Below are 22,266 nucleotides of genomic sequence, written 5' to 3'. Positions count from 1 at the left end.
TTACTGGGTAACCCCGGACCACTCGACCCGAATTTTTCGAGGGACACCATGCCTTTGCCTACTCCCCCCAGCAAGCTCGGCAACCTGCTGCCGCCCGAGGAATACAAGACGCGTGCGCGCACGACGCGCAGCACGCGTAAAGCGGCGAGCGAAAACGACGCCGCCGATGTCGACTTCGGCGCGGAAAGCGTCGCCGAACCCATGACGCCCGCGGCCAACGCGTCGACCACGCTGCGCACCGTGCCGCTGCCTTCCGCCAGCGCGGAACTCGCCGCGCTCGAGCCCGTGGCGCCCGCACCCGCCGCACGAAAACGCAAGCAACAGACCGCGGCGCTCCTGCAGCCCGTGCAGGCGCGCGAAGCATCGCAAGCCGATGCGCCCGCCGCCGAAGCGCCGGCCACACCGGTTGCACGCAGCGGCAGCAAACCCGCCACCGCGAAAGCCACCGGCGGCGCGGCCGCACCGGCTGCACCGGCCACGCGCGGCAGCACGAAAAAACGCGTGCATCCGGAAGAAAGCGTCGAAGTGCAGAAGCTCTTCGTGCTCGACACCAACGTGCTGATGCACGATCCGACCTGCCTGTTCCGTTTCGAGGAACACGACGTCTATCTGCCGATGATGACGTTGGAAGAACTCGACAACCACAAGAAGGGCATGTCGGAAGTCGCGCGCAATGCGCGTCAGGTGAGCCGCACGCTCGATCAGCTGGTGGCGAACGCCGGCCCGATCTCGGAAGGCATTTCGCTCGCCCGTCTGGGCAGCCGCGAAGCGCTCGGCCGCCTGTACTTCCAGACCACGCTCACGCATATCGATCCGGTCGACGGTCTGCCCGAAGGCAAGGCCGACAACCAGATTCTCGGCGTGGTGCGCGCGTTGCAGCGCGACCGGCCCGATCGCCTCGTCGTGCTGGTGTCGAAAGACATCAACATGCGCATCAAGGCGCATGCGCTCGGCCTGCCCGCTGAAGACTACTTCAACGACCAGGTTCTCGAAGACAAGGACCTGCTGTACTCGGGCATCCGCGCGCTGTCGCAGGACTTCTGGGCCAAGCATGCCAAGGGCATGGAGTCCTGGCAGGACACCAAGACCGGCACCACGTATTACCGCGTGACCGGTCCGGAATGCCTGTCGATGCTGGTGAACGAGTTCGTCTATCTGGAACCGCAGAACGGCGAGCCGGCGTTCCACGCCATCGTGCGCGAACTCAATGGCAAGACGGCGCTGCTGCAGACGCTGCGCGACTACGGCCACCACAAGAACAATGTATGGGGCATCACGGCGCGCAACCGCGAGCAGAATTTCGCGCTGAACCTGCTGATGAACCCGGATTGCGACTTCGTCACGCTGCTCGGCCAGGCCGGCACGGGCAAGACGCTCGTGGCACTCGCGGCGGGTCTCGCGCAGGTGCTCGACGACAAGCGCTACAACGAGATCATCGTGACGCGCGCGACGGTGCCGGTTGGCGAGGACATCGGCTTCCTGCCGGGTACGGAAGAAGAAAAGATGCAGCCGTGGATGGGCGCCTTCGACGATAACCTCGAAGTGCTCCAGAAAACGGACGATGCCGCTGGCGAATGGGGCCGCGCCGCGACCCAGGAACTGATCCGCTCGCGCCTGAAGGTCAAGAGCATGAACTTCATGCGCGGCCGTACTTTCGTGGACAAGTACCTCATCATCGACGAGGCGCAGAACCTGACGCCGAAGCAGATGAAGACGCTCGTCACGCGTGCGGGTCCGGGCACGAAGATCGTGTGTCTGGGCAATATCGCGCAGATCGATACGCCGTATCTGACCGAAGGCAGCTCGGGTCTGACTTACGTGGTCGACCGCTTCAAGGGTTGGGCGCATAGCGGACACGTGACGCTGGCGCGCGGTGAGCGCTCGCGTCTGGCCGATTACGCGTCGGACATTCTGTAAGGCTCTACGCTCGATGCCGACGCTTTTCAGAGCGTCGGACAAGCACCAAAGGACCGTTTCCGGGCAACCGGATACGGTCCTTTTTTCATGGGCGAGCGCTTTTCAGACGTGCCATGACCGCAACGGTTGGCGCATGAAGTTCAAGTAAGTTGTGAAGAATTCTTGCCCAAGCCTGCTCTGGCGGGCTACCATCGGCAAATTAACGGTTTTCCCCTATGGCGCGCGCTCCGCGTTCGCCTGGTGTATTTCATGCGGCGACTCTGGCTTGCGTTACTGATCGTGGTCTTTCTTGCGGCGTGTTCGAGCGCCCCGCAGAAGGTATCGCGCAGCGGCTCGAGTGCCGGCTACGCCTGGCGCACCAAGCCGCCAGGCTTTCCCAATTTCGTCGATCACAGCGTCGGGCGCGAGGAAATCTCGATCCAGGCGATGGGTCTGGTCGGCATTCCGTATCGCTGGGGCGGCAATACGCCCGATAGCGGCTTCGATTGCAGCGGCCTCGTGAAATACGTGTTCGCGCGCGCGGCGTCGGAAGATCTGCCGCGCACCACGCTCGACATGAGCCAGCGCGGCGAGGAAATCGAACCCGACCAGATCGCAGCCGGCGACCTCGTGTTCTTCAACACCACTGGACGGCCCCACTCGCACGTGGGCATCTACGTCGGCAAGCTGCGCTTCGTGAACGCGCCTTCGACCGGCGGCACGGTGCGGCTCGACTATCTGACCAATCCGTACTGGGCGAAGCACTTCGACGGCATCCGTCGGCTTGCGCCCGCGAAGCGTGCGCCCGCGCCGTTCGATGCGCCGACTTACGAAGCTGCGGCCCCTGCGCCGCGCACGCCGGCGGTAGCTGCGGTTGCGCCAGCGGTTACACCGGCTATCGCGGCCGCCGCAGCCAATACCTACGCTACAACAGCAGCGCCCGCGCCAGTCGCCCAGAACCGTCTGACAGGTGCGCCGCAACCGGCCTATGCGAACAGCACAGCCGCAGCCGACGCCTTCGAACCGCCACCGCCAGCGATGAGCGCGGCGCAAAACCAGGCTCGGGACGCGGGTGCCGTTGCACCGGCTGCTTCGGCAGACGCGCCGCGCGACGCCATCGACGCCGCGGCCGACGCGTTCGAGCCGCCGCCGCCCGCCGTCAGCGCTGCGCAGCGGCAAGCCGCCCAGGCCGGCTCTACGCCTATCCAGTCGGGCCAGTCGATCCAGCCCGTGCAGATCATGCGCGCATCGACGGCGGGCGGTGGTGCGCCGGCTCCGACGCAATCCAGCGACGACCCCATCGCCCGTTTCGCCAACGGCTCGTTCTAGGCACCGCCGCAAGCCGCGGCGTAGCCTCCTCGCCCTGGCCGGATGGCCAATGACGGACCACGGCGGTTTCCCCCACCCGCCGGGTCTGCTATGGTTTTGGTACCGTTTTCACTTTTCAATCCCAGGCGCAGCGAGGCAGCGATGGATCTCGGACTCGGTAACAAGGTGGTGCTGGTGACGGGCGGCAGCAAGGGCATTGGCCTCGCCTGCGCCCGCGCGTTTGCCAAGGAAGGCGCGCGGGTCGCGATCGTCTCGCGCGACCCCGCCAATCTGGCGCGCGCACGCGAACAACTGGGCAGCGAAGGCCTGCACGTCCATCTCACCCGCGCGGATCTGCGCGAACCGCACAGCGCCGCAGACGTCGTCGAAGAAGTTTCCACGGCGGTCGGCCCCATCGACATTCTCATCAACAGTTCGGGCGCCGCGCGCCGCTACGATCCGGAAGCGCTCGACGCCGATGCCTTCAAGGCCACGATGGAGGCGAAGTACTTTCCCTACATCTACCCGCAGCAGGAAGTGCTACGCCGGATGGTAGAGCGCGCCAAGGCGGCAAAGGCCGCGGGCGAAAACAGCGAGCCGGGCACGATCGTCAATATCATTGGCATGGGCGGCAAGTATGCGAGCGATATTCACATCGCGGGCGGCGCGGCCAATGCGGCGCTCATGCTCGCCACGGTAGGACTCGCGCACTATCATGCGCGCTATGGCATCCGCATCAACGCGATCAATCCGGGCGCGACGCTCACGGAGCGCCTGCAGGAAGCCGTACAACTGGAAGCCGGACGCGAAGGCGTAAGCGCCGACGAAGCACTCGCGCGCGGCGAAGCGAAAGTGCCGCTTGGGCGCTATGCGAAACCCGAGGAAATCGCCGACGTCGTGCTGTTTCTGGCCAGCCGGCGCGCGAGTTACGTGACGGGCGCAATCGTGCCAATGGACGGTTGCTCGACACCGATCATCTGATTTCAGGGCCAGTCGCAGAAAAGAAAACGGCGCCCGAAGGCGCCGTTTATAGACCGATTTACTGTTGCCAGCGTTACATCAGCCGGTGACCGATCCACCAGCCCGCCGCAGCGAGCGTGGCCGAAGCCGGGATCGTCAGCACCCAGGCCCAGACGATATTGCCCGCGACGCCCCAGCGCACGGCGCTGAGCTTCTGCGTCGCGCCCACACCGACGATCGCGCCGGTGATGGTATGCGTCGTCGAAACCGGAATGCCCAGCCACGAAGCCGTGAAGAGCGTCAGCGCCCCACCCGCTTCGGCGCAGAAACCGCCCACGGGCTTGAGCTTGGTGATCTTCTGGCCCATGGTGCGCACGATGCGCCAGCCGCCAAACAGCGTACCGACACCCATCGACAGATAGCAGCCGCCGATCACCCAGATGGGCGGCGCATCCGAACCGATCGCCGAGTAACCCGTAGCGATCAGCAGCATCCAAATGATGCCGATGGTCTTCTGCGCGTCATTGCCGCCGTGACCCAGGCTGTAAAGACTGGCCGAAATCAGTTGCAAACGGCGGAAGCGCCGGTCCACCTTGCTGGGTGGCGTGCGGAAGTACAGCCACGACACCGTCAGCATGAAGAACGAGCCGAGGATGAAACCCAGCAGCGGCGAGATGAAGATGAACGCGACGGTCTTCATCAGGCCGTCGAAGTTCAGCGAGTGCCAGCCCGACTTGGCCAGCGCCGCGCCCACCAGGCCGCCAATCAGCGCGTGCGAGGAGCTTGACGGAATGCCGTAGTACCACGTCAGCACGTTCCAGCCGATCGCACCGATCAGCGCGCCGAACACCACGTAGTGATCGACGATATCGGGGTCGATGGTGCCCTTGCCCACCGTCTGCGCCACCTTGAGGTGGAACACGAAATAGGCGATCACGTTGAACATGGCCGCGAACGCCACCGCCTGCTGCGGCTTGAGGACGCCCGTGGACACGACCGTGGCGATGGAGTTCGCCGCGTCGTGAAAGCCGTTCATGAAGTCAAAAATGAGGGCGATGGCCACCAGCGTGGCAACCACCCAGAGGGCGAGTTGTATCGATTGCATCGTGGTCCCGCTCAGGCGTTCTCTAGCACGATGCCTTCGATGATGTTCGCGACATCCTCGCACTTGTCCGTGATCGCTTCGAGCAATTCGTAGATCGCCTTCAGCTTGATCAGGTTCTTGACGTCGTCTTCCTCGCGGAAGAGCTTGGAGATCGCGCCGCGCAGCAGGCGGTCGGCGTCCGATTCCAGACGGTCGATGTCCTCGCAGGCCTTGAGGATTTCGCGCGCCTGCTTCATGTCGGACAGCAGCGCAACCGCTGCCTGCACACGCTCTGCCGTGGCCGTGACCACGTGGGCGAGCTGGCTGGCTTCGGCCGTCACCGACTGCACGTCGTACAGCGAGATGGCAGTGGCCACGTCCTCCATGAGGTCGAGGCAATCGTCCATCGTGGTGATGAGCTTGTGGATCTCGTCACGATCGAGCGGCGTGATGAACGTCTTGTGCAGCAGGTCAATCGCTTCGTGCGTGAGCTTGTCGGCAGCCTTTTCGGCGGCCTGCACATTCTGTTTGTGGACTTCCGCGTCGGACAGATTGTCGATCACGAGCTCGAGCTCACGGCTTGCGGAAACGATGCACTTCGCGTGCGCGTTGAAGATTTCGAAGAACTTGCCCTCGGTGGGCATGAAGCGACCGAACATTGGAATCCCGGTAATTGGTCTCGAATTGCCGTCACAAAACGGCAAGATGGCCGTCATAAAACGGCAACATTGTAACGGTATGGGCTGGAGGCCGCACTGATCCAGGGACACCCGAGCGGCATTTGCGCCACTATGGCGCAAGCACCCGGGTCCTGGCTTGACTCCACGTCAATTTTCCGGCGTAGCGGGACGTCACTCGCCGTAGAAGTTCTGCGCTCCGGCAAAATTGTCGAACTTCGTGTATTGACCGTGGAACGTGAGGCGTACAGGCCCGATCGGTCCGTTACGCTGTTTGCCGATGATGATTTCGGCGGTGCCCTTGTCGGGGCTGTCGGGGTTGTAGACTTCGTCGCGGTAAATAAACAGGATGACGTCGGCATCCTGTTCGATAGCGCCCGATTCGCGCAGGTCCGACATCACCGGACGCTTGTTGGGACGCTGCTCAAGGCCACGATTGAGCTGCGAAAGCGCAATCACGGGCACGTCGAGTTCCTTCGCGAGACTCTTGAGCGAACGCGAAATTTCGGAAATTTCGGTTGCGCGGTTTTCACCGCTGCCCGAACCGCTCATCAGCTGCAGGTAGTCGATGATGATGAGACCGAGCTTGCCGCACTGGCGCGACAGACGCCGCGCGCGCGAGCGCAGTTCCATCGGATTCAGACCACCGGTTTCATCGATGAAGATCTGCGCCTCGCTCATTTTCTGCACGGCGTGCGTGAGCTTGGGCCAATCTTCGTCGGTCAGACGGCCGGTACGCATACGGTGCTGGTCCAGTCGGCCGACCGAACCCAGCATACGCATGATGAGCTGCGTGCCCGGCATTTCCATCGAAAACACCGCCACCGGCAAGCCATACTCCACCGCTACGTATTCGCCGACGTTCATTGAGAACGCCGTCTTACCCATCGACGGACGACCCGCCACGATGATGAGTTCGCCGCCGTGCATGCCCGACGTCATGCGGTCGAGGTCGATGAAGCCCGTGGGCGTGCCCGTCACGTCACTGGGGTTGGCCGTGTGATAGAGCGTGTCGATGCGCTCGACCACCTGGGTCAGCAGCGGCCCGATTTCGAGGAAGCCCTGGGTGCCGCGCGCGCCGTCTTCGGCGATCGAGAACACCTTCGCCTCGGCCTCGTCAAGCAGCTGACGCACTTCCTTGCCCTGCGGGTTGAAGGCGTCGGCGGAAATTTCGTCCGCCACCGAAACAAGGCGGCGCAACACCGCGCGGTCGCGCACGATTTCCGCATAGCGGCGGATATTCGCCGCGCTCGGCGTGTTCTGCGCGAGTGCGTTCAGGTAGGCGAGCCCGCCCACGTCCTCGGCCTTGCCCGACGTGCCCAGCGATTCGAACACCGTCACCACGTCGGCCGGACGCGAGGACGCGATCAGGCGACCGATATGTTCGTAGATGATGCGGTGATCGTAGCGGTAGAAGTCGCTTTGCGAGAGGAAGTCGGCAATCCGGTCCCAGGCGCCGTTATCCAGCAGCAGGCCGCCGAGTACCGATTGCTCGGCCTCGATCGAATGCGGCGGGACTTTTAGCGACTCGATTTGGGGATCTTTCGGAGCGTTCATGGTGGGCAATTATCGGGCAGCGGGCGAACGCTCACAAGCGTCAAAAACTGCAAAAGCGCGCAACAAAAAAGGCAGAAGCCCTGCGGCTCCTGCCTTTCTTGTTTTATGCGTCGTACACAGCGAGCAGCCCTTGCGGGCCGCCGGCAGCGTGCTTAGGCGTGTTCGCCCAGCACCGACACCGTGACGTCGACGAGCACGTCCGTGTGCAGAGCGACCTGCACCGGGTGATCGCCAACCATCTTCAGCGGGCCTTCCGGCAGACGCACTTGCATCTTTTCCACTGCGAAGCCAGCCTTCGTGAGGGCTTCAGCGATGTCTGCGTTCGTGACCGAACCGAACAGACGGCCGTCAACACCAGCCTTCTGGCCGATCTGGACGGTCAGGCCATTCAGCTTTTCGCCTTCGGCTTGAGCTGCTGCCAGCTTTTCAGCGGCGGCCTTTTCGAGTTCTGCGCGCTTGACTTCGAATTCAGCGATTGCGTCCTTCGTTGCACGGCGTGCCTTCTTGTTCGGGATCAGGAAGTTACGTGCGTAACCGTCCTTGACCTTCACGATGTCGCCGAGGTTACCCAGGTTGACGACTTTTTCCAGAAGAATGATCTGCATTCTATTGCTCCTTATCGCGTCGTCTTATTAGGCCTTGTGCTGGTCGGTGTACGGCATCAGCGCGAGGAAACGCGCGCGCTTGATAGCCGTGTCCAGCTGACGCTGATAGTGGGCCTTCGTACCCGTCAGACGAGCCGGCGTGATCTTGCCGTTTTCGCCGATGAAGTCCTTCAGCGTATCGATGTCCTTGTAGTCGATCTGTTCGACGTTTGCAGCCGTGAAGCGGCAGAACTTCTTACGCTTGAAGAGCGGGTTTTGTTGTTGACGACGCTTGTCGAATTTCTTACCAGTCGGGCGGGGCATGATTAGTCCTTTCCTGTGCCTTGCATTTCGGTGATGTGAAACACCAGGGTTCGCGCATTGCGGTGCTTTTTGGCCAGAAAGCCGGTAAAGAGCGCTTCCGCTCCCAACTCACAACTTTCAACCAGACCGCAGGCCTTGCCGGCCGCTACTGCGGGCATCGTCAGTTCGACGAAGCGGGGAATCCCGGCTTCGACGACCTCCGTGCGGTGCTGCAACGTAACGCTCGCAATCGGAACGCCGGCGGGGGTATACCGCACCGGTTCGCGTTCGACGACGCTTGCCGTGAGTTGCAACCTGTTCACGCAGTCAGCTCAAACAAGAGGGCTCGAATCCTGATGGCTTACAAACTTAAGCCTGCGCTTCGGTCGGCTGGGCAGCCGCCTTCTTGGCTTCTTCGCGCTGCACTTCCTTCATCATCGGCGACGGGCCGGTTTCGGCCTTCTTCATCTTGACGATGAGGTGACGCAGAACAGCGTCGTTGAACTTGAACGCGTGTTCCAGTTCGTCGAGCGTGGTCTGGTCGCATTCGATGTTCATGCAGACGTAGTGAGCCTTCGCGAGTTTCTCGATCATGTAGGCCAGTTGGCGACGGCCCCAGTCTTCGATACGGTGGATCTGGCCACCGTGCGACGTGATCGTGCTCTTGTAACGCTCGATCATTGCGGGCACTTGCTCGCTTTGATCGGGATGCACGATAAAGACGATTTCGTAATGACGCATATTCACTCCTTGTGGATTAAAGCCACCCGGGCGTCGGAACCGGTGCGGCAAGTGAGAAGCCGAAGAGTATAGCGCGATAAGGAGGCTCCCGCAACAGGATCGAGCGGTTCGCGCGTCGTTTCGGACGTGTTTTCAAGGACTTGGCGTGCAGGCGCGAGGGGAATTCGTGCCAGGGCGCGCGCCAGTGGGCGCTAGGGACGCGCCTCCACGCCAGGCGAGCCGTCCGCCAGACGGGCGTCGAGCGCCGCGCGCAGCCCCACGAGCGCATCCGGCCCCGCATCCGTGACCGCCCACCAGGTCATGCCGGCGGCCTGCCAGCGCAGGATCGAATAACCATCGCTCGCGCGTGGCGCACTACCCGCTTGCGCCGATCCTCCCGCCTGTCCTGCGGAGCCAGGCGGAAACACGTAGAGATCGATCACGTGCTTGCGGAAATGGTAGATCAGCACCGCCACACGCTCGCGCCCCACATAGTCGAGCCGTCCGCCAACGAGCGGAAACCCCTGCGCGGCAAAATCCTCGACAGGCGGCGCGTAGTCGATGCGGCCGTTGAACCACGGCTTCACCGTATGGCGATCGGTGGAAATCACGTCGATGTCGCGCCCCGAAATCTGCGCGCGGATGTGACTCGCGACCAGTTCGTCGATAAACGCGCCATCGGCAGCGGGCGCACGTAGATGCAGCGTCAGCGCGACGCCGAGCGCGCAGAGCAGCAGCACGCCGCTGCCCATCCACGCGAGTCCCGGCGCGCCCACGCCAGCGCCGCCAAAGACAGGCCGCAGCCAGTCGCGCCAGCCGCCGGCGCGAGCGGGCTTCTTGCGATCGGGCACAGAGACAACTTCCGGAGCAGTTTCAGCCGAACCAGATGGCAACGCCGCCACAATCCGCGCCGCCAGACCTTCCGGCGCACGATGATATGGCGCCTCACGAGTCAAGCGCGAAATCGCCTCGACCTGCGCAACCGCGCGACGGCACGGCACGCAGCCGGCCAGATGCTCACGCACGCGCCATTCATCGGCGGCGGACAGTTCTCGATCGACGCTGGCGTCGACCAGCGGGCGCGCTTCGTCACAGTTCATCGGGCGCCTCCGCGTTGTGTGGACCGCTGCGTGGGCCGCTGGGGCGATCCTGCGTACGGGCTTTGTTCACCTCGTGCGCTCCGCCGTCGACGGCCGGCTCCTCGCGGAACCGGCCGTCTGGCCCCCGGCCGGATGGTCTCCAGGCTTTACTGCTACTTCCCCCGACTGCTAAATCGCAATTCTGTTTGCTGCTGCCACCTGCACCATGCCCCTGCGCCGCCAGCATAGCCGCGAGGCGCTTGCGCGCGCGCGCCAGGCGCGACATCACCGTGCCCATCGGCACGTCGATTACGGTGGCGATCTCGCGGTACTCCAGTTCCTCCAGCTCGCGTAGCACCAGCACTTCGCGATACTCCACCGGCAGCCGTTGCAGCGCCTCGTGCACATGCCGCGAAGACTCCGCGCGGATCGCCAGCGTTTCCGGATCGACGCCGCTTTCGCCGGTATCCCAGCCTTCGGGCGCGAGGTCGTCGCGCAACTCGTCGAATTGCGCCACTTCCTGCGAGCCCGCACGCCGACGCCACTCGTCGTACCAGACGCGCCGCACGATCGCGAGCAGCCACGGACGCGCCTCGTCGCCGCGAAAGGTGTCGAAGAAGCGAAACGCCCGCAAAAACGCATCCTGCACGATGTCCTCGGCGTCGCCGGGATTGCGCGAAAGCCAGCGCGCGAGGTTGTAGGCCGCGTCCAGATGCGGCAGCGCCAGCGCCTGGAAACGGCGGCTGCGCGCCGCGATGTCCTGCGCGTCGCTGCTTTCCCGGCTGCCGTTCTCGTGCTGCCCGTTCGCGGTTTCGCCCACGTCGTCCCCTCGTGCCGCACGTCTGGATGCGGTCCTGACCAGCGTCGCGCGCTGTCTGCCGCCGCTCTGCCTCACCGCATGCATTACCCGGTTAGCGGCCAGTTTATTCCCGCTGGATGCCGGCGAAAACGAAAAATAAATCGGGAATGCCCGAGCACGAAAACCGGTACGACAAGCAGGCCCGATGGGCACACCAACGTCCCCAAACATCGGATCAATACCTGTTTGTTCACATCGAGGAGACCACCATGTCCAACGCAAGCGCACCGCTCAAGCGACGCGATTTTCTCAAGCTGGCCGCGCTCGGCGGCGGCGCGGTGTTCGCGTCGGCGCTGCCCGGCTGGGCGGCCGCGCAGTCGACCGCGCAGTCGACCGGCCACGCCGATTTTTTCTTCGTGCAACTCTCCGACGCCCACTGGGGTTTCGAAGGCCCCGCGATCAATCCCGATTCCAAAGGCACGCTGCCCAAAGCCGTCGCGGCCGTGAACGCCCTGCCCGCCGCGCCCGATTTCGTGATTTTCACGGGCGATCTCACGCACACCACCGATGACCCCGCGGTGCGCCGCGCGCGCATGCGCGAATTCCAGCAGATCGTCGGCAATCTGAAAGTGAAGCCGCTCTATCTGATGCCCGGCGAACACGACGCGAGTCTCGACAACGGCGAAGCGTATCGCGAGCTGTTCGGCCCCACGCACTACACCTTCGATCATCGCGGCGTGCACTTCATCACGCTCGATAACGTCTCCGATCCCGCGGGCCGTATCGGCGATGCGCAACTGGCCTGGCTCGCCGACGACCTGAGCCGCCAGCCCGAAGACGCGCGCATCGTCGTCTTCACGCACCGGCCGCTATTCGATCTCGCGCCGCAATGGGACTGGGCCACGCGCGACGGCGCGGCGGCGATTGCGCTGCTGCAAAAGCACGCCAACGTAACCGTGTTCTACGGCCATATCCATCAGGAGAACCACACGATGACGGGCGCGATCACGCATCACGCCGCGCGTTCGCTGATGTTCGCGCTGCCCGCGCCGATGTCGCAGCCGCAGAGAACGCCGGTGCCGTGGGACGCGTCGGCGCCGTACAAGGGCCTCGGCTGGCGCGACGTCGCCGTGGATGGCGCGCCGCAAGCCTACGCGCTCACCGAAATGCCGATCCGCAACGTGGGTTGATCGCCAAAGCAAACCGACCAGGAGACCGACATGCTGAAGCTTCACTTACTACGCGCACGCGAGCCGCGCCTCGCCCGACGTCGCTGGCTTGCGCTCGCGGCCGCGAGCGTCGCGCTGATGAGCCGTCTGGACGCTCAGGCCGCGCCGCGCGTCATCAAGGTTCACGCTCGCCGCTTCACGTTCACGCCCGATCACATCGCGCTCGCGCCGCATGAAAGCGTGGTGTTCGAAGTCACCGCGCAGGACACGATGATGGGCTTTTCGATCCCGCAGTTCGGCGTGCGCGCCGACGTGCCGCCCGGCGCAGTGGTGCGTGTGGCGGCTACAGCGGGCGATGCGGGCAACGTGCCGTTCCTCTGCGATATCTTCTGCGGCTCGGGGCATGAATCGATGAACGGCGTGATCGTCGTGGGCTGAAGCCTCAATGCTTCAAACCACGCCGCTCCAATAACCCGGCCGCGCGTAAACCTCTTTCAGATAGTCGATGAAATAGCGCACCTTGGCCGGCACATAGCGCTGCTGCGGATAGACGGCAAGAATGTCGTAATCGGGCAGCGCGTATTCGTCGAGCACGGTTTCCAGCTCGCCGCGCGCGAGTTGCGCGTCGATCTCCCAGGTCGATCGCCAGCCGAGTCCCAGGCTCTCCGTCACCCAGCGATGCAGCAATTCGCCATCGTTACAGTCGAGATTGCCGCCCACGCGCACCGTCGCAAGCTTGCCGTTGCGGCGGAAATACCAGCCACGGTTCTGCCCGCCTTGCAGGTTGAAGGCGAGGCAGTTGTGGCTGGGCAGGTCTTCGAGCGTTTTTGGCCGGCCGTGCTTGCGGAAGTACTCGGGCGTGCCGCACACCACGCGCCGGTTGGTCGCCAGCTTCACGGCCACGAAATTCGGATCGACCGACCCGCCGATGCGAATCGACAGGTCATAGCCCTCGCGTACCAGATCGACTACGCGGTCGGTCAGGTTGAAGGACACCTGTAGCTCGGGTTTATCAGCGAGAAAGTCGGGCGCGAGTGGCGCGACGTGCTTGCGCCCGAACGCCGCCGGCGCGGACACGATCAGATGCCCGTTCACCACGCGCCGCCCGGCGGACAGTTCGTTTTCCGCCTGCTCCCATTCCGCCAGCAGGCCGCGGCAGCGCTCCAGAAATGCGCCGCCCTCTTCGCTCACCACCAGCCGCCGCGTCGAGCGGTACATGAGCTTCACGCCCAGGCGCTTTTCCAGCGCGTCGATACGCCGCCCGAGTATCACGGGCGACACACCCTCCTCCAGCGCCGCCGCCGCGAGGCTGCCCGCCTCCGCCACGCGCACGAAAGTCTCGATCTGCTTGAAACGGTCCATGCCTTGTCTCCTCGCCGTATTGCTGCGGTTCCGGGAAAGCCCCGCCACACGGCCATTCCATACTTTTTGTTTCGAAATAAACGACCTGGACTGATCTTATCAAACCTTTCGTGCAGCCCTACAGTGGGTCTCAAGCGCTGTATCCCATGCGCGCTTTTTTCTAGCGCGCCATTCAGGTTTTTGCGACATTCAGGAGACATTCCATGGCCAAAATGAGAGCCGTCGACGCCGCCGTGCTGGTGCTCGAAAAAGAAGGCATCGATACCGCCTTCGGCGTGCCAGGCGCCGCCATCAATCCGTTCTACTCGGCGCTCAAGAAGGCCGGCAGCATCACCCACGTCCTTGCGCGCCACGTCGAAGGCGCCTCGCACATGGCCGAAGGCTATACGCGTGCGCAGCCGGGCAATATCGGCGTGTGTATCGGCACCTCGGGCCCCGCGGGCACCGACATGATCACGGGCCTCTACTCGGCTCAAGCGGATTCGATTCCTATCCTCGCGATCACGGGCCAGGCGCCGCGCGCGCGTCTGTACAAGGAAGACTTCCAGGCTGTCGATATCGAATCGATCGCCAAGCCCGTCACCAAGTGGGCCGTCACGGTGCGCGAACCGGCGCTGGTGCCGCGCGTGTTCCAGCAGGCCTTCCATCTGATGCGCTCGGGCCGTCCGGGCCCAGTGCTGGTCGACATGCCGATCGACGTGCAGCTCGCCGAAATCGAATTCGACATCGACACCTATGAGCCGCTGCCGGTCTACAAGCCGCGCGCGACGCGCAAGCAGATCGAAGCCGCACTCACGCTGCTCAACGCCAGCGACAAGCCGCTGATCGTCTCGGGTGGCGGCGTGCTCAACGCAGCCGCTGAAGATCTGCTGGTGCAGTTCGCCGAAACCGTGGGCGTGCCGGTGATCCCGACGCTGATGTCGTGGGGCGCCATCGCCGACGACCATCCGCTGATGGCCGGCATGGTCGGTCTGCAGACGTCGCACCGCTACGGCAACGCCACGATGCTGGCTTCGGACTTCGTGCTCGGCATCGGCAACCGTTGGGCCAACCGCCACACGGGCAGCGTCGAGGTCTACACGAAGGGCCGCAAGTTCGTGCACGTCGATATCGAACCGACGCAGATTGGCCGCGTGTTCGGCCCGGATCTGGGCATCGTGTCGGACGCCAAGGCCGCGCTCGAACTGTTCGTCGAAGTGGCGCAGGAATGGAAGGCCGCAGGCAAGCTCAAGGACCGCAGCGCATGGGTGGCGGACTGCCAGCAGCGCAAGGCCACGATGCACCGGAAGACGCACTTCGACAATGCGCCGATCAAGCCGCAGCGCGTCTACGAAGAAATGAACAAGGCGTTTGGCCGCGACACGTGCTACGTCAGCACGATCGGTCTGTCGCAGATCGCAGGCGCCCAGTTCCTGCACGTCTACAAGGCGCGCAACTGGATCAACTGCGGCCAGGCAGGCCCGCTCGGCTGGACGATTCCGGCAGCGCTCGGTGTGCGCGCAGCCGATCCGGCTCGCCCGATCGTGGCGCTCTCCGGCGACTACGACTTCCAGTTCATGATCGAAGAACTGGCGGTGGGCGCGCAGTTCAAGCTGCCCTACGTGCACGTGCTGGTGAACAACTCGTATCTGGGCCTGATCCGCCAGGCGCAGCGCCAGTTCGACATGGACTTCTGCGTGCAGCTCGCGTTCGAGAACATCAACGCGCCGGAATTGAACGGCTATGGCGTCGATCACAAGACCGTGGTCGAAGGCCTGGGCTGCAAGGCGCTGCGCGTGTTCAAGCCCGAAGAGATCGCTCCGGCGCTCAAGCAGGCTCAGGCGATGGCGCTCGAACACAGCGTGCCGGTGGTGGTGGAAGTGATCCTCGAACGCGTGACGAATATCTCGATGGGCACGGAAATCGACGCCATCAACGAGTTCGAAGAACTGGCCGAGAAGCCGGAACACGCACCGACGGCAATCAGCCTGCAGTCCTAAGCACCACCCATAGCTGAAAGCTCCGCTTTTCGCGCCCAGCCCTGACGCGCGAAAAGCGGTTCCCTCCCACTCAAGCCCCGCGAGAGACATCTCATGCCGAAATTCGCTGCGAATCTCACCATGCTGTTCAACGAAGTGCCGTTCCTCGACCGCTTTGCCGCGGCTGCCGAGGCGGGCTTCGAAGCCGTCGAATTCCTGTTCCCCTACCCGTTCAAGGCCGCTGAACTGGCCGAGCGTCTGGAAGCGAACAACCTCAAGCTCGTGCTGCACAACCTGCCCGCCGGCAACTGGGAAGGCGGCGAGCGCGGCATTGCCTGCCTGCCGGATCGCAAAGGCGAATTCCAGGAAGGCGTGGGCCGCGCGATCGAATACGCGAAGGCGCTGAAGGTGTCGCAACTGAACTGCCTCGTTGGCATTCCGACGGCGGGCGTGAGCCGCGAAACGGCGCTGTCGACCATCGTCGACAACCTGCGCTACGCAGCCGCCGAACTCAAGCGCGAAGGCATCCGCCTGCTGGTCGAGCCGTGCAATTCGTACGACATCCCCGGCTTCGCGCTGAACCGTTCGGCAGAAGGCCTCGACATCATCGAAAAGGTCGGCTCGGACAATCTGTTCCTGCAGTACGACATCTATCACATGCAGCGCATGGAAGGCGAACTGGCCGCGACCATCAAGAAACAGTTCGCGAAGATCGCGCACATCCAGCTGGCCGATAACCCCGGCCGCAACGAGCCGGGCACGGGCGAGATCAACTACCCGTTCCTGTTCGATCTGCTCGATTCGCTGGGCTACGCGGGTTACGTCGGCTGCGAATACAAGCCGAAGACGAATACCGTCGATGGTCTGGGCTGGCTGCGCGGCGCGCAGCAACGCGCGGCGGAACTCGCTTAACCCCTGAATTCGACTCATACGGAGACACACAAGATGGCAAAGATTGGTTTTATCGGCCTCGGCATCATGGGCGCGCACATGGCGCGCAATCTGCAAAAGGGCGGCCACTCGCTGGTCGTGAACGGCAAGTTCCCGGTGCCGGACGATCTGCGCGCGAGCACCACCGTGGTCGCCGATTCGACCGCTGTTGCGCAGGCCTCGGAAATCATCGTCCTGATGGTGCCGGATACGCCGGACGTGCAGAACGTGCTGTTCGCCGATGACGGCGTCGCCAAGGGCCTGTCGGCTGGCAAGCTGGTGATCGACATGAGCTCGATTTCGCCGCTGGAAACGCAGCAGTTCGCCAAACAAGTGAATGCGCTGGGTTGCGACTACCTCGACGCGCCGGTCTCGGGCGGCGAAGTCGGCGCACGCGAAGCGACGCTCTCGATCATGGTGGGCGGCCCGCAAAAGGCCTTTGATCTGGCCAAGCCGCTGTTCGATCTGATGGGCAAGAACATTTCGCTGGTCGGCGATAACGGCGCGGGTCAGACCACCAAGGTCGCGAACCAGATCATCGTCGCGCTGAACATCGAAGCCGTCGCCGAGGCGCTGCTGTTCGCGGCTCGCTCGGGCGCGGATCCGGAGCGCGTGCGTAAGGCGCTGATGGGCGGTTTCGCCTCGTCGCGCATTCTGGAAGTGCACGGCGAGCGCATGACCAAGCGCACGTTCAATCCGGGCTTCCGCATCGAGCTGCACCAGAAGGATCTGAACCTGGCGCTCGACGGCGCACGCAAGCTCGGCATCGCCCTGCCCCATACGGCCAGCGCCCAGCAACTGTTCAGCGTGTGCGCAGCCAACGGCGGCAAGGCATGGGACCACTCGGCGATGATCCGCGCGCTGGAAATCATGGCGAATTTCGAAATCGCCGAAGGCGCTGAATCGCAAGCAAAAGCGGCTTAAGTACGTAACGCGGTAGAAGTTAAAGCGATGCGCGCGTGGGCCCGCGCGCATCGCCTCTCTCAATTTTTTCACCAGGCCAAAAACCAGGCCACAACACAGAATTCAGGCTGGCGCGGCATCACGCACGCGACGGCCGCAGGTGGGGCGCTTCGTGGCGGCGGCAACCGCTGCGGGGCAAATCGGGGCCGCTCTGGGCTGAGAGCGGCCAGTGGGGTCCGAAAGCGGCACCCGGCGACGACGGGGAAGCCTTGGTCGGTCAGACGTCGTCACCGGGTGTCCGCGTACGGATTGCGACACCCTCATCCAATCGAAGACAGCAAAAAACAAGGGCCTTGCGGCGTCGTTCCGCAAGGCCCTTTGTGTTTGGGTGCGACTGGATCAGTACGTATCGAACACGCGCTGCAGTTCAGCCTTTTCGCTCGTGCCGGCCGCGAGCGCCAGCATCAGCAGCACGCGCGCCTTGAACGGGCTGAGCGTGCCCGCCGAGACGGAGCCAAGCGCATCGTCCTTCGCCGCGCCGTTGTGCATCACGTGACCCGAGCCCACGCGCGACGCGCGCACCACGGGGATGCCCTTCGCGATCGCGTCGGCCAGCGCCTGCTGCAGCGTTACGTGGATCGAGCCGTTGCCGGTGCCCGCTACCACGATGCCGCGCACGCCCGCGCTCACCAGCGCGTCGACGGCAATGCGCGAAACACCCGCGTAGCTCGTGACGATTTCCACCTGCGGCCACTGGATAGCCGCATCGAACGGCGCGTCGACCGTATGCGGGCGCAGCGCGCGCCGCTGGAACTCGACACGGCCATCCTGCACCCAACCCAGCGCGCCGATCTCAGGCGACTGGAACGCGTCGACCGCGTAGGTGCTGGTCTTGGCCACATCGCGCGCGCAGTGGATACGGTTGTTGAACGCCACCAGCACGCCCTGCCCGCCCGCCTGACCGCTTGCCGCTAGCGTCACCGCGTTGAGCAGATTCAGCGGACCGTCCGCCGACAGCGCCGACGCCGGGCGCATCGCCGCGGTCAGGATCACGGGCTTCGCGCTCTTGACCGTGAGGTGCAGCACATAGGCGGTCTCTTCGAGCGTATCGGTGCCGTGCGTGATGACGACGCCGTCGATATCGTCGCTGGCGAGCAGTTCGTTCACGCGCTGCGCGAGCGTGCTCCAGAGCGCGAACGACATGTCCTTGCTATCGACGCTGGCGACCTGTTCGGCGTGAATCTGCGCCACTGCGTCGAGGCCGGGCACGGCCGCCAGCAGTTGCGCCACGCCGATCACGCCAGCCTGGTAGCCGGCGGTATTGGCTGCGTCGGGCGCGGAGCCCGCGATGGTGCCGCCAGTGGCGAGCACGGCGATGCGCGGCAGCGCCGCGGCTTGGGGAGTAGCGGAAGTAGTCATGGCTGCGATTTTAAGCGATCCGGGCCTGCGCATGACCTGCAACAAAGGTGTCCCTATCACCGGCGTCTGCGAAATTTGCGATGCGGAGAAACTTGTGCCCCCCTCGCATCGCGTGATTGGAGAACAGGACATGCTGCACACATCGCCGTCAGCGGCCAAACGTATTGCCATCACCGTCGCAGTTGTCGTTGCCGCGGGTGTCGGTGGGTATGTCGTCCACGACAGGTTGCACGCCAGCGGCTCCGCGCAGGTCCCCGACGCTGCGGCTCACTCCGCCCCGCTCGCCCAGCCGCAGATGGACCAGTTGGCTGCGCCCGTGGCGCTCTATCCCGACGGTCTGCTCGTGCAGGCACTGGAAGCGAGCAAGCATCCCGACGACGTCATGGCCGCCGCCGCGTGGGCCAAGGCTCACCCCGACCTGTCAGGACAAGCCGCGATTACCGCGGTGAGTTCGATGCCGTGGGACGCGAGCGTGAAATCACTGACAGCGTTCCCGCAGGCGCTGCTGACGCTCGCCGCCGATCCGGTCTGGATGCGCAAGGTTGGGCAGGAGTTTGCCGCTCATCCGCGCAACGTCATGCAGTCCACGCAGCGCCTGCGGAAAATGGCGCGTAACGCGGGCGCATTGCGTGACAGCCAGCATGAAACGGTGATCGTGACCGGCGACGTCATCCGCATCGATCCGGTCAATCCCAAAGTCATCTATGTGCCGACCTACAACCCCGCCATCGTTTACGGGACCTGGCCGTATCGCGCCTATCCGCCGGTCTATGCACCGGTGGCGTTGGGATTTGCGTTCGGCGCGGGCGTGACGTTTGGCGTTGGCGTCGCGTTGCAGACGACACTCTGGTCAAGCGTGAACTGGAACACCGGCGCCATCGCGATCAACTACTCCGAGGTGAACATCGGATCGACGTCGACCGATATCAACGTCAATTACAACGAGACCACGATCAATCAGACCACTATCAATCAGACCAACGAGACCACTATCAGCCACGCCTCCGAAGAGGTCCACAGCAACGAAGTGAACTACAGCGAAACGACGCACACGACGGACATCGGCGCGGGCACGCCTGAAGAACTCGCACAGCCAACGCACGCGCCGGACCACCAGGACAGCGCCCATGAACACAGCGCGCCGGCTGCCGATGACGATGGCATCCCCGAGCATCAGGACGCGAACGAAACGGAAGTTCCCGCGCCTCAGGCGCATTCCTCGTCGCACCATCAACCCGAAGCGCACACACACCATGCGCCCGAGCCGCAGGACAACGCCGACGCCCCAGCCGAATACGAACATGAACATGCACCTGAACATGCACCCGAGCATGAACACGCAGTGGAACACGAAGTGACCCGCGAAGAATCAGGTGGCGATCAAGGCGGCGGAGGCGGCGGCGGTGACGAGCAGGAGTAGGCAGTAAGCCCGCGCGTCGCGCCGTCGACACGCGCGGGTCGGCTCAGGTGTGCAGCCGCTCAGGCGACTTCACACAACCTCACGCAACTTCGCGCAACTGGCTGGCGATCTGCTGTTCGCTGAGCTGCGGCGCGAACATTTCGATCAGGCGGTACGCATACTGGCGCAGGAACGCACCCTTGCGCAGACCCACGCGCGTCGTGCTCGCCTCGAACAGATGTTGCGTGTCCAGCGCCACGAGTTCGCTGTCGCGCTTCGGATCGTAGGCCATCGCGGCCACCACGCCGATCCCCATGCCCAGCTCGACATAGGTCTTGATCACGTCCGCGTCGATGGCGGTCAGCACGACGTCGGGCACCGTGCCCGCTTTCGCGAACGCCTGGTCGATATGCGAGCGGCCCGTGAAATCCTGGTCGTACGTGATGATCGGATACTCGGCGATCTCTTCGAGCGTCAGGTTTTCGCGGCCCACCAGCGGGTGCGTCTTCGGCACGACCACCGTGTGATGCCACGAATAGCACGGGAACGTGACGATATCCGGGAAACGGTCGAGCGCTTCAGTCGAAATACCGATGTCAGCCTCGCCGTTGATGATCATCTGCGCGATCTGCTGCGGGTTGCCCTGACGCAGCGCCAGGTGCACCTTCGGGAACACTTCGCGGAACTGGTGCACGACCTTCGGCAGCGCGTAGCGCGCCTGGGTGTGGGTGGTCGCCACGACGAGGTGACCGCTGTCCTGATCGGCGAACTGGCGCGCCACGCGGCGCAGATTCTCGGCGTCGAGCAGCATGCGCTCGATCAACTGGTGCACGGCCTTGCCCGGCTCCGTGAGACCGGTGAGGCGCTTGCCGCGGCGGATGAAAATATCAACGCCCAGCTCATCCTCCAGATCCTTGATCTGCTTCGAGACACCCGACTGCGACGTGTACAGCACGTTCGCCACTTCGGTCAGGTTCATGTTCTGCCGCACGGCTTCGCGCACGAAACGCAACTGCTGAAAATTCATGTTCTTCTCTCCGGGACTGCCGATCTAGTCGTTATTGTTTATTTCACTGCGTAAGCATCACTGCGATTGCGTTACTGCGCGGGAAACACGCGCAAGCCGCGCGGCACCGCCGTCACGCCATCGCCGACGTTGAGGTTCAGCGAGCGCCACGCCTCGCGGTCGAGCTGCGCTTCGAGCGCGCCGCCGGTGCGGCTTTCCAGCTCCACGCGCACCGAACCGCCCAGCGTCACCACACGGCGCACATCGACGACGATGCCGTCGCGATGACCGGCCGCGTCGCGATGCAGCACGATATCGTGCGGACGCACATAGGCGAGCGCCGGGCCTTCGAAGCCAGCCTCTACCGCAATCGCCTGCGCCGCGCCATCGGCGACGAAACCGCCCGCTGCCACCTTGCCGCGCAGACGATTCGCCGCGCCCAGGAACTCGTAGACGAACGACGTCTGGGGATGATCGTACACGTCCTGCGGGCTGCCGACCTGCTCCACATGACCATGATTCATCACGACGATACGATCGGCCACTTCCAGCGCCTCTTCCTGATCATGCGTGACGAAGATCGTCGAGATATGCAGATCGTCGTGCAGACGGCGCAGCCAGCCGCGCAACTCCTTGCGCACCTTGGCGTCGAGCGCGCCAAACGGCTCGTCGAGCAGCAGCACCTTGGGCTCCACCGCCAGCGCGCGGGCCAGCGCGATGCGCTGGCGCTGGCCGCCCGACAGCTCCGACGGATAGCGCTGCGCCAGCCAGTCGAGCTGCACGAGCTTGAGCAGCTCATGCACTTTCTCGCGGATCTGCGCTTCGGACGGACGCTCGCCGCGCGGCTTCACGCGCAGGCCGAACGCCACGTTTTCGAACACGGTCATGTGGCGGAACAGCGCGTAATGCTGGAACACGAAGCCCACCTGGCGCTCGCGCGCACCGGCCGCGCCCACGTCCTGGCCCTGCAGCACGACCTGGCCCGAATCGGCGTATTCGAGACCCGCGATCACGCGCAGCAGCGTGGTCTTGCCACAACCCGAAGGCCCGAGCAGCGCGACGAGTTCGCCCGGCGGAAAGTCGAGCGAGACGTTGTCGAGGGCGGTGAAGTCGCCAAAGCGCTTCTGCAAATTGCTGACGGTGATGCCCATGA

General features: G+C 64.0%; 22 protein-coding genes. 9 read left to right on the top strand and 13 right to left on the bottom strand.

The window, feature by feature from the left end; genetic code table 11:
• Positions 1-48 precede the first annotated feature (48 nt).
• The 3 genes from F3J17_RS26990 to F3J17_RS26980 all read left to right on the top strand — a co-directional run bounded on the left by F3J17_RS26990 (position 49) and on the right by F3J17_RS26980 (position 4,185).
• Positions 49-1,917, top strand: a complete 1,869-nt coding sequence (locus F3J17_RS26990; RefSeq protein WP_167066359.1) for a PhoH family protein — start codon at positions 49-51, stop codon at positions 1,915-1,917.
• A 249-nt stretch (positions 1,918-2,166) separates the two neighbouring features.
• Positions 2,167-3,225, top strand: a complete 1,059-nt coding sequence (locus F3J17_RS26985) for a C40 family peptidase (RefSeq protein WP_167066356.1) — start codon at positions 2,167-2,169, stop codon at positions 3,223-3,225.
• Between the two features lie 141 nt (positions 3,226-3,366).
• Entirely contained in the window at positions 3,367-4,185 is an 819-nt protein-coding gene (locus tag F3J17_RS26980) for an SDR family oxidoreductase (protein WP_167066353.1), read from the top strand.
• A 73-nt stretch (positions 4,186-4,258) separates the two neighbouring features.
• Here F3J17_RS26980 and F3J17_RS26975 read toward each other — a convergent pair whose 3' ends face one another.
• The 9 genes from F3J17_RS26975 to F3J17_RS26935 all read right to left on the bottom strand — a co-directional run bounded on the left by F3J17_RS26975 (position 4,259) and on the right by F3J17_RS26935 (position 10,988).
• A complete protein-coding gene (locus tag F3J17_RS26975) occupies positions 4,259-5,269 on the bottom strand; it encodes an inorganic phosphate transporter (protein ID WP_167066351.1) in 1,011 nt (336 codons plus the stop codon).
• 11 nt (positions 5,270-5,280) lie between these two features.
• Complete coding sequence (locus F3J17_RS26970; protein WP_167066348.1) at positions 5,281-5,907, bottom strand: DUF47 domain-containing protein; 627 nt, start codon at positions 5,905-5,907, stop codon at positions 5,281-5,283.
• Between the two features lie 192 nt (positions 5,908-6,099).
• Positions 6,100-7,482, bottom strand: coding sequence for a replicative DNA helicase (locus tag F3J17_RS26965; protein WP_167066345.1), 1,383 nt, complete (start codon positions 7,480-7,482; stop codon positions 6,100-6,102).
• A gap of 152 nt (positions 7,483-7,634) precedes the next feature.
• A complete protein-coding gene (gene rplI / locus F3J17_RS26960) occupies positions 7,635-8,087 on the bottom strand; it encodes a 50S ribosomal protein L9 (RefSeq protein ID WP_167066342.1) in 453 nt (150 codons plus the stop codon).
• Positions 8,088-8,114: 27 nt separating this feature from the next.
• Positions 8,115-8,390 carry a 30S ribosomal protein S18 gene (gene rpsR, locus F3J17_RS26955; protein WP_027818339.1) on the bottom strand — a complete coding sequence of 92 codons (276 nt, stop codon included), beginning with the start codon at positions 8,388-8,390 and terminating at the stop codon, positions 8,115-8,117.
• A gap of 2 nt (positions 8,391-8,392) precedes the next feature.
• On the bottom strand, positions 8,393-8,692 hold the full coding sequence (gene priB, locus F3J17_RS26950) for a primosomal replication protein N (RefSeq protein ID WP_027818338.1): 300 nt from the start codon (positions 8,690-8,692) through the stop codon (positions 8,393-8,395).
• Positions 8,693-8,738: 46 nt separating this feature from the next.
• On the bottom strand, positions 8,739-9,110 hold the full coding sequence (rpsF, locus tag F3J17_RS26945) for a 30S ribosomal protein S6 (protein ID WP_027818337.1): 372 nt from the start codon (positions 9,108-9,110) through the stop codon (positions 8,739-8,741).
• Positions 9,111-9,301: 191 nt separating this feature from the next.
• A complete protein-coding gene (locus F3J17_RS26940) occupies positions 9,302-10,189 on the bottom strand; it encodes an anti-sigma factor (protein ID WP_167066339.1) in 888 nt (295 codons plus the stop codon).
• On the bottom strand, positions 10,179-10,988 hold the full coding sequence (locus F3J17_RS26935; RefSeq protein WP_345891257.1) for an RNA polymerase sigma factor: 810 nt from the start codon (positions 10,986-10,988) through the stop codon (positions 10,179-10,181). Before F3J17_RS26935 ends, F3J17_RS26940 begins: the two co-directional genes overlap by 11 nt.
• 248 nt (positions 10,989-11,236) lie before the next feature.
• Here F3J17_RS26935 and F3J17_RS26930 point away from each other — a divergent pair, with 248 nt between their 5' ends.
• Both F3J17_RS26930 and F3J17_RS26925 read left to right on the top strand, forming a co-directional pair.
• A complete protein-coding gene (locus tag F3J17_RS26930; RefSeq protein WP_167066336.1) occupies positions 11,237-12,157 on the top strand; it encodes a metallophosphoesterase in 921 nt (306 codons plus the stop codon).
• A 30-nt stretch (positions 12,158-12,187) separates the two neighbouring features.
• On the top strand, positions 12,188-12,574 hold the full coding sequence (locus tag F3J17_RS26925; protein ID WP_167066333.1) for a cupredoxin domain-containing protein: 387 nt from the start codon (positions 12,188-12,190) through the stop codon (positions 12,572-12,574).
• A 12-nt stretch (positions 12,575-12,586) separates the two neighbouring features.
• Here F3J17_RS26925 and F3J17_RS26920 read toward each other — a convergent pair whose 3' ends face one another.
• Positions 12,587-13,498 (bottom strand): substrate binding domain-containing protein, encoded by a 912-nt coding sequence (locus tag F3J17_RS26920; RefSeq protein WP_167066331.1) that lies wholly within the window; start codon positions 13,496-13,498, stop codon positions 12,587-12,589.
• A 203-nt stretch (positions 13,499-13,701) separates the two neighbouring features.
• Here F3J17_RS26920 and gcl point away from each other — a divergent pair, with 203 nt between their 5' ends.
• The 3 genes from gcl (at position 13,702) to F3J17_RS26905 (ending at position 17,310) form a co-directional block, all read left to right on the top strand.
• Positions 13,702-15,477, top strand: a complete 1,776-nt coding sequence (gene gcl / locus F3J17_RS26915; RefSeq protein WP_167066328.1) for a glyoxylate carboligase — start codon at positions 13,702-13,704, stop codon at positions 15,475-15,477.
• 93 nt (positions 15,478-15,570) lie between these two features.
• Positions 15,571-16,368: a hydroxypyruvate isomerase gene (gene hyi, locus F3J17_RS26910; RefSeq protein ID WP_167066325.1), complete on the top strand. Its 798-nt coding sequence runs from the start codon at positions 15,571-15,573 to the stop codon at positions 16,366-16,368.
• Positions 16,369-16,401: 33 nt separating this feature from the next.
• On the top strand, positions 16,402-17,310 hold the full coding sequence (locus F3J17_RS26905; protein ID WP_167066322.1) for a 2-hydroxy-3-oxopropionate reductase: 909 nt from the start codon (positions 16,402-16,404) through the stop codon (positions 17,308-17,310).
• A 378-nt stretch (positions 17,311-17,688) separates the two neighbouring features.
• Here the strand turns inward: F3J17_RS26905 and F3J17_RS26900 are convergent, their stop codons facing one another.
• Positions 17,689-18,708: an asparaginase gene (locus tag F3J17_RS26900; RefSeq protein ID WP_240161172.1), complete on the bottom strand. Its 1,020-nt coding sequence runs from the start codon at positions 18,706-18,708 to the stop codon at positions 17,689-17,691.
• Here F3J17_RS26900 and F3J17_RS26895 point away from each other — a divergent pair.
• The gene (locus F3J17_RS26895) at positions 18,665-20,128 is read left to right on the top strand and encodes a DUF3300 domain-containing protein (RefSeq protein ID WP_167066316.1); all 1,464 of its coding nucleotides are present in this window, start codon (positions 18,665-18,667) and stop codon (positions 20,126-20,128) included. The two genes, F3J17_RS26900 and F3J17_RS26895, sit on opposite strands and share 44 nt — an antisense overlap.
• A gap of 79 nt (positions 20,129-20,207) precedes the next feature.
• Here F3J17_RS26895 and F3J17_RS26890 read toward each other — a convergent pair whose 3' ends face one another.
• Both F3J17_RS26890 and F3J17_RS26885 read right to left on the bottom strand, forming a co-directional pair.
• Complete coding sequence (locus tag F3J17_RS26890; protein WP_167066313.1) at positions 20,208-21,134, bottom strand: CysB family HTH-type transcriptional regulator; 927 nt, start codon at positions 21,132-21,134, stop codon at positions 20,208-20,210.
• A 71-nt stretch (positions 21,135-21,205) separates the two neighbouring features.
• Entirely contained in the window at positions 21,206-22,264 is a 1,059-nt protein-coding gene (locus tag F3J17_RS26885; RefSeq protein ID WP_167066310.1) for a sulfate ABC transporter ATP-binding protein, read from the bottom strand.
• Between the last annotated feature and the right edge of the window lie 2 nt (positions 22,265-22,266).

This window comes from Burkholderia sp. Ax-1719 (assembly GCF_011753055.1).
Classification (GTDB): Bacteria; Pseudomonadota; Gammaproteobacteria; order Burkholderiales; family Burkholderiaceae; genus Paraburkholderia.
This window is presented reverse-complemented; position numbering and strand designations above follow the sequence as displayed.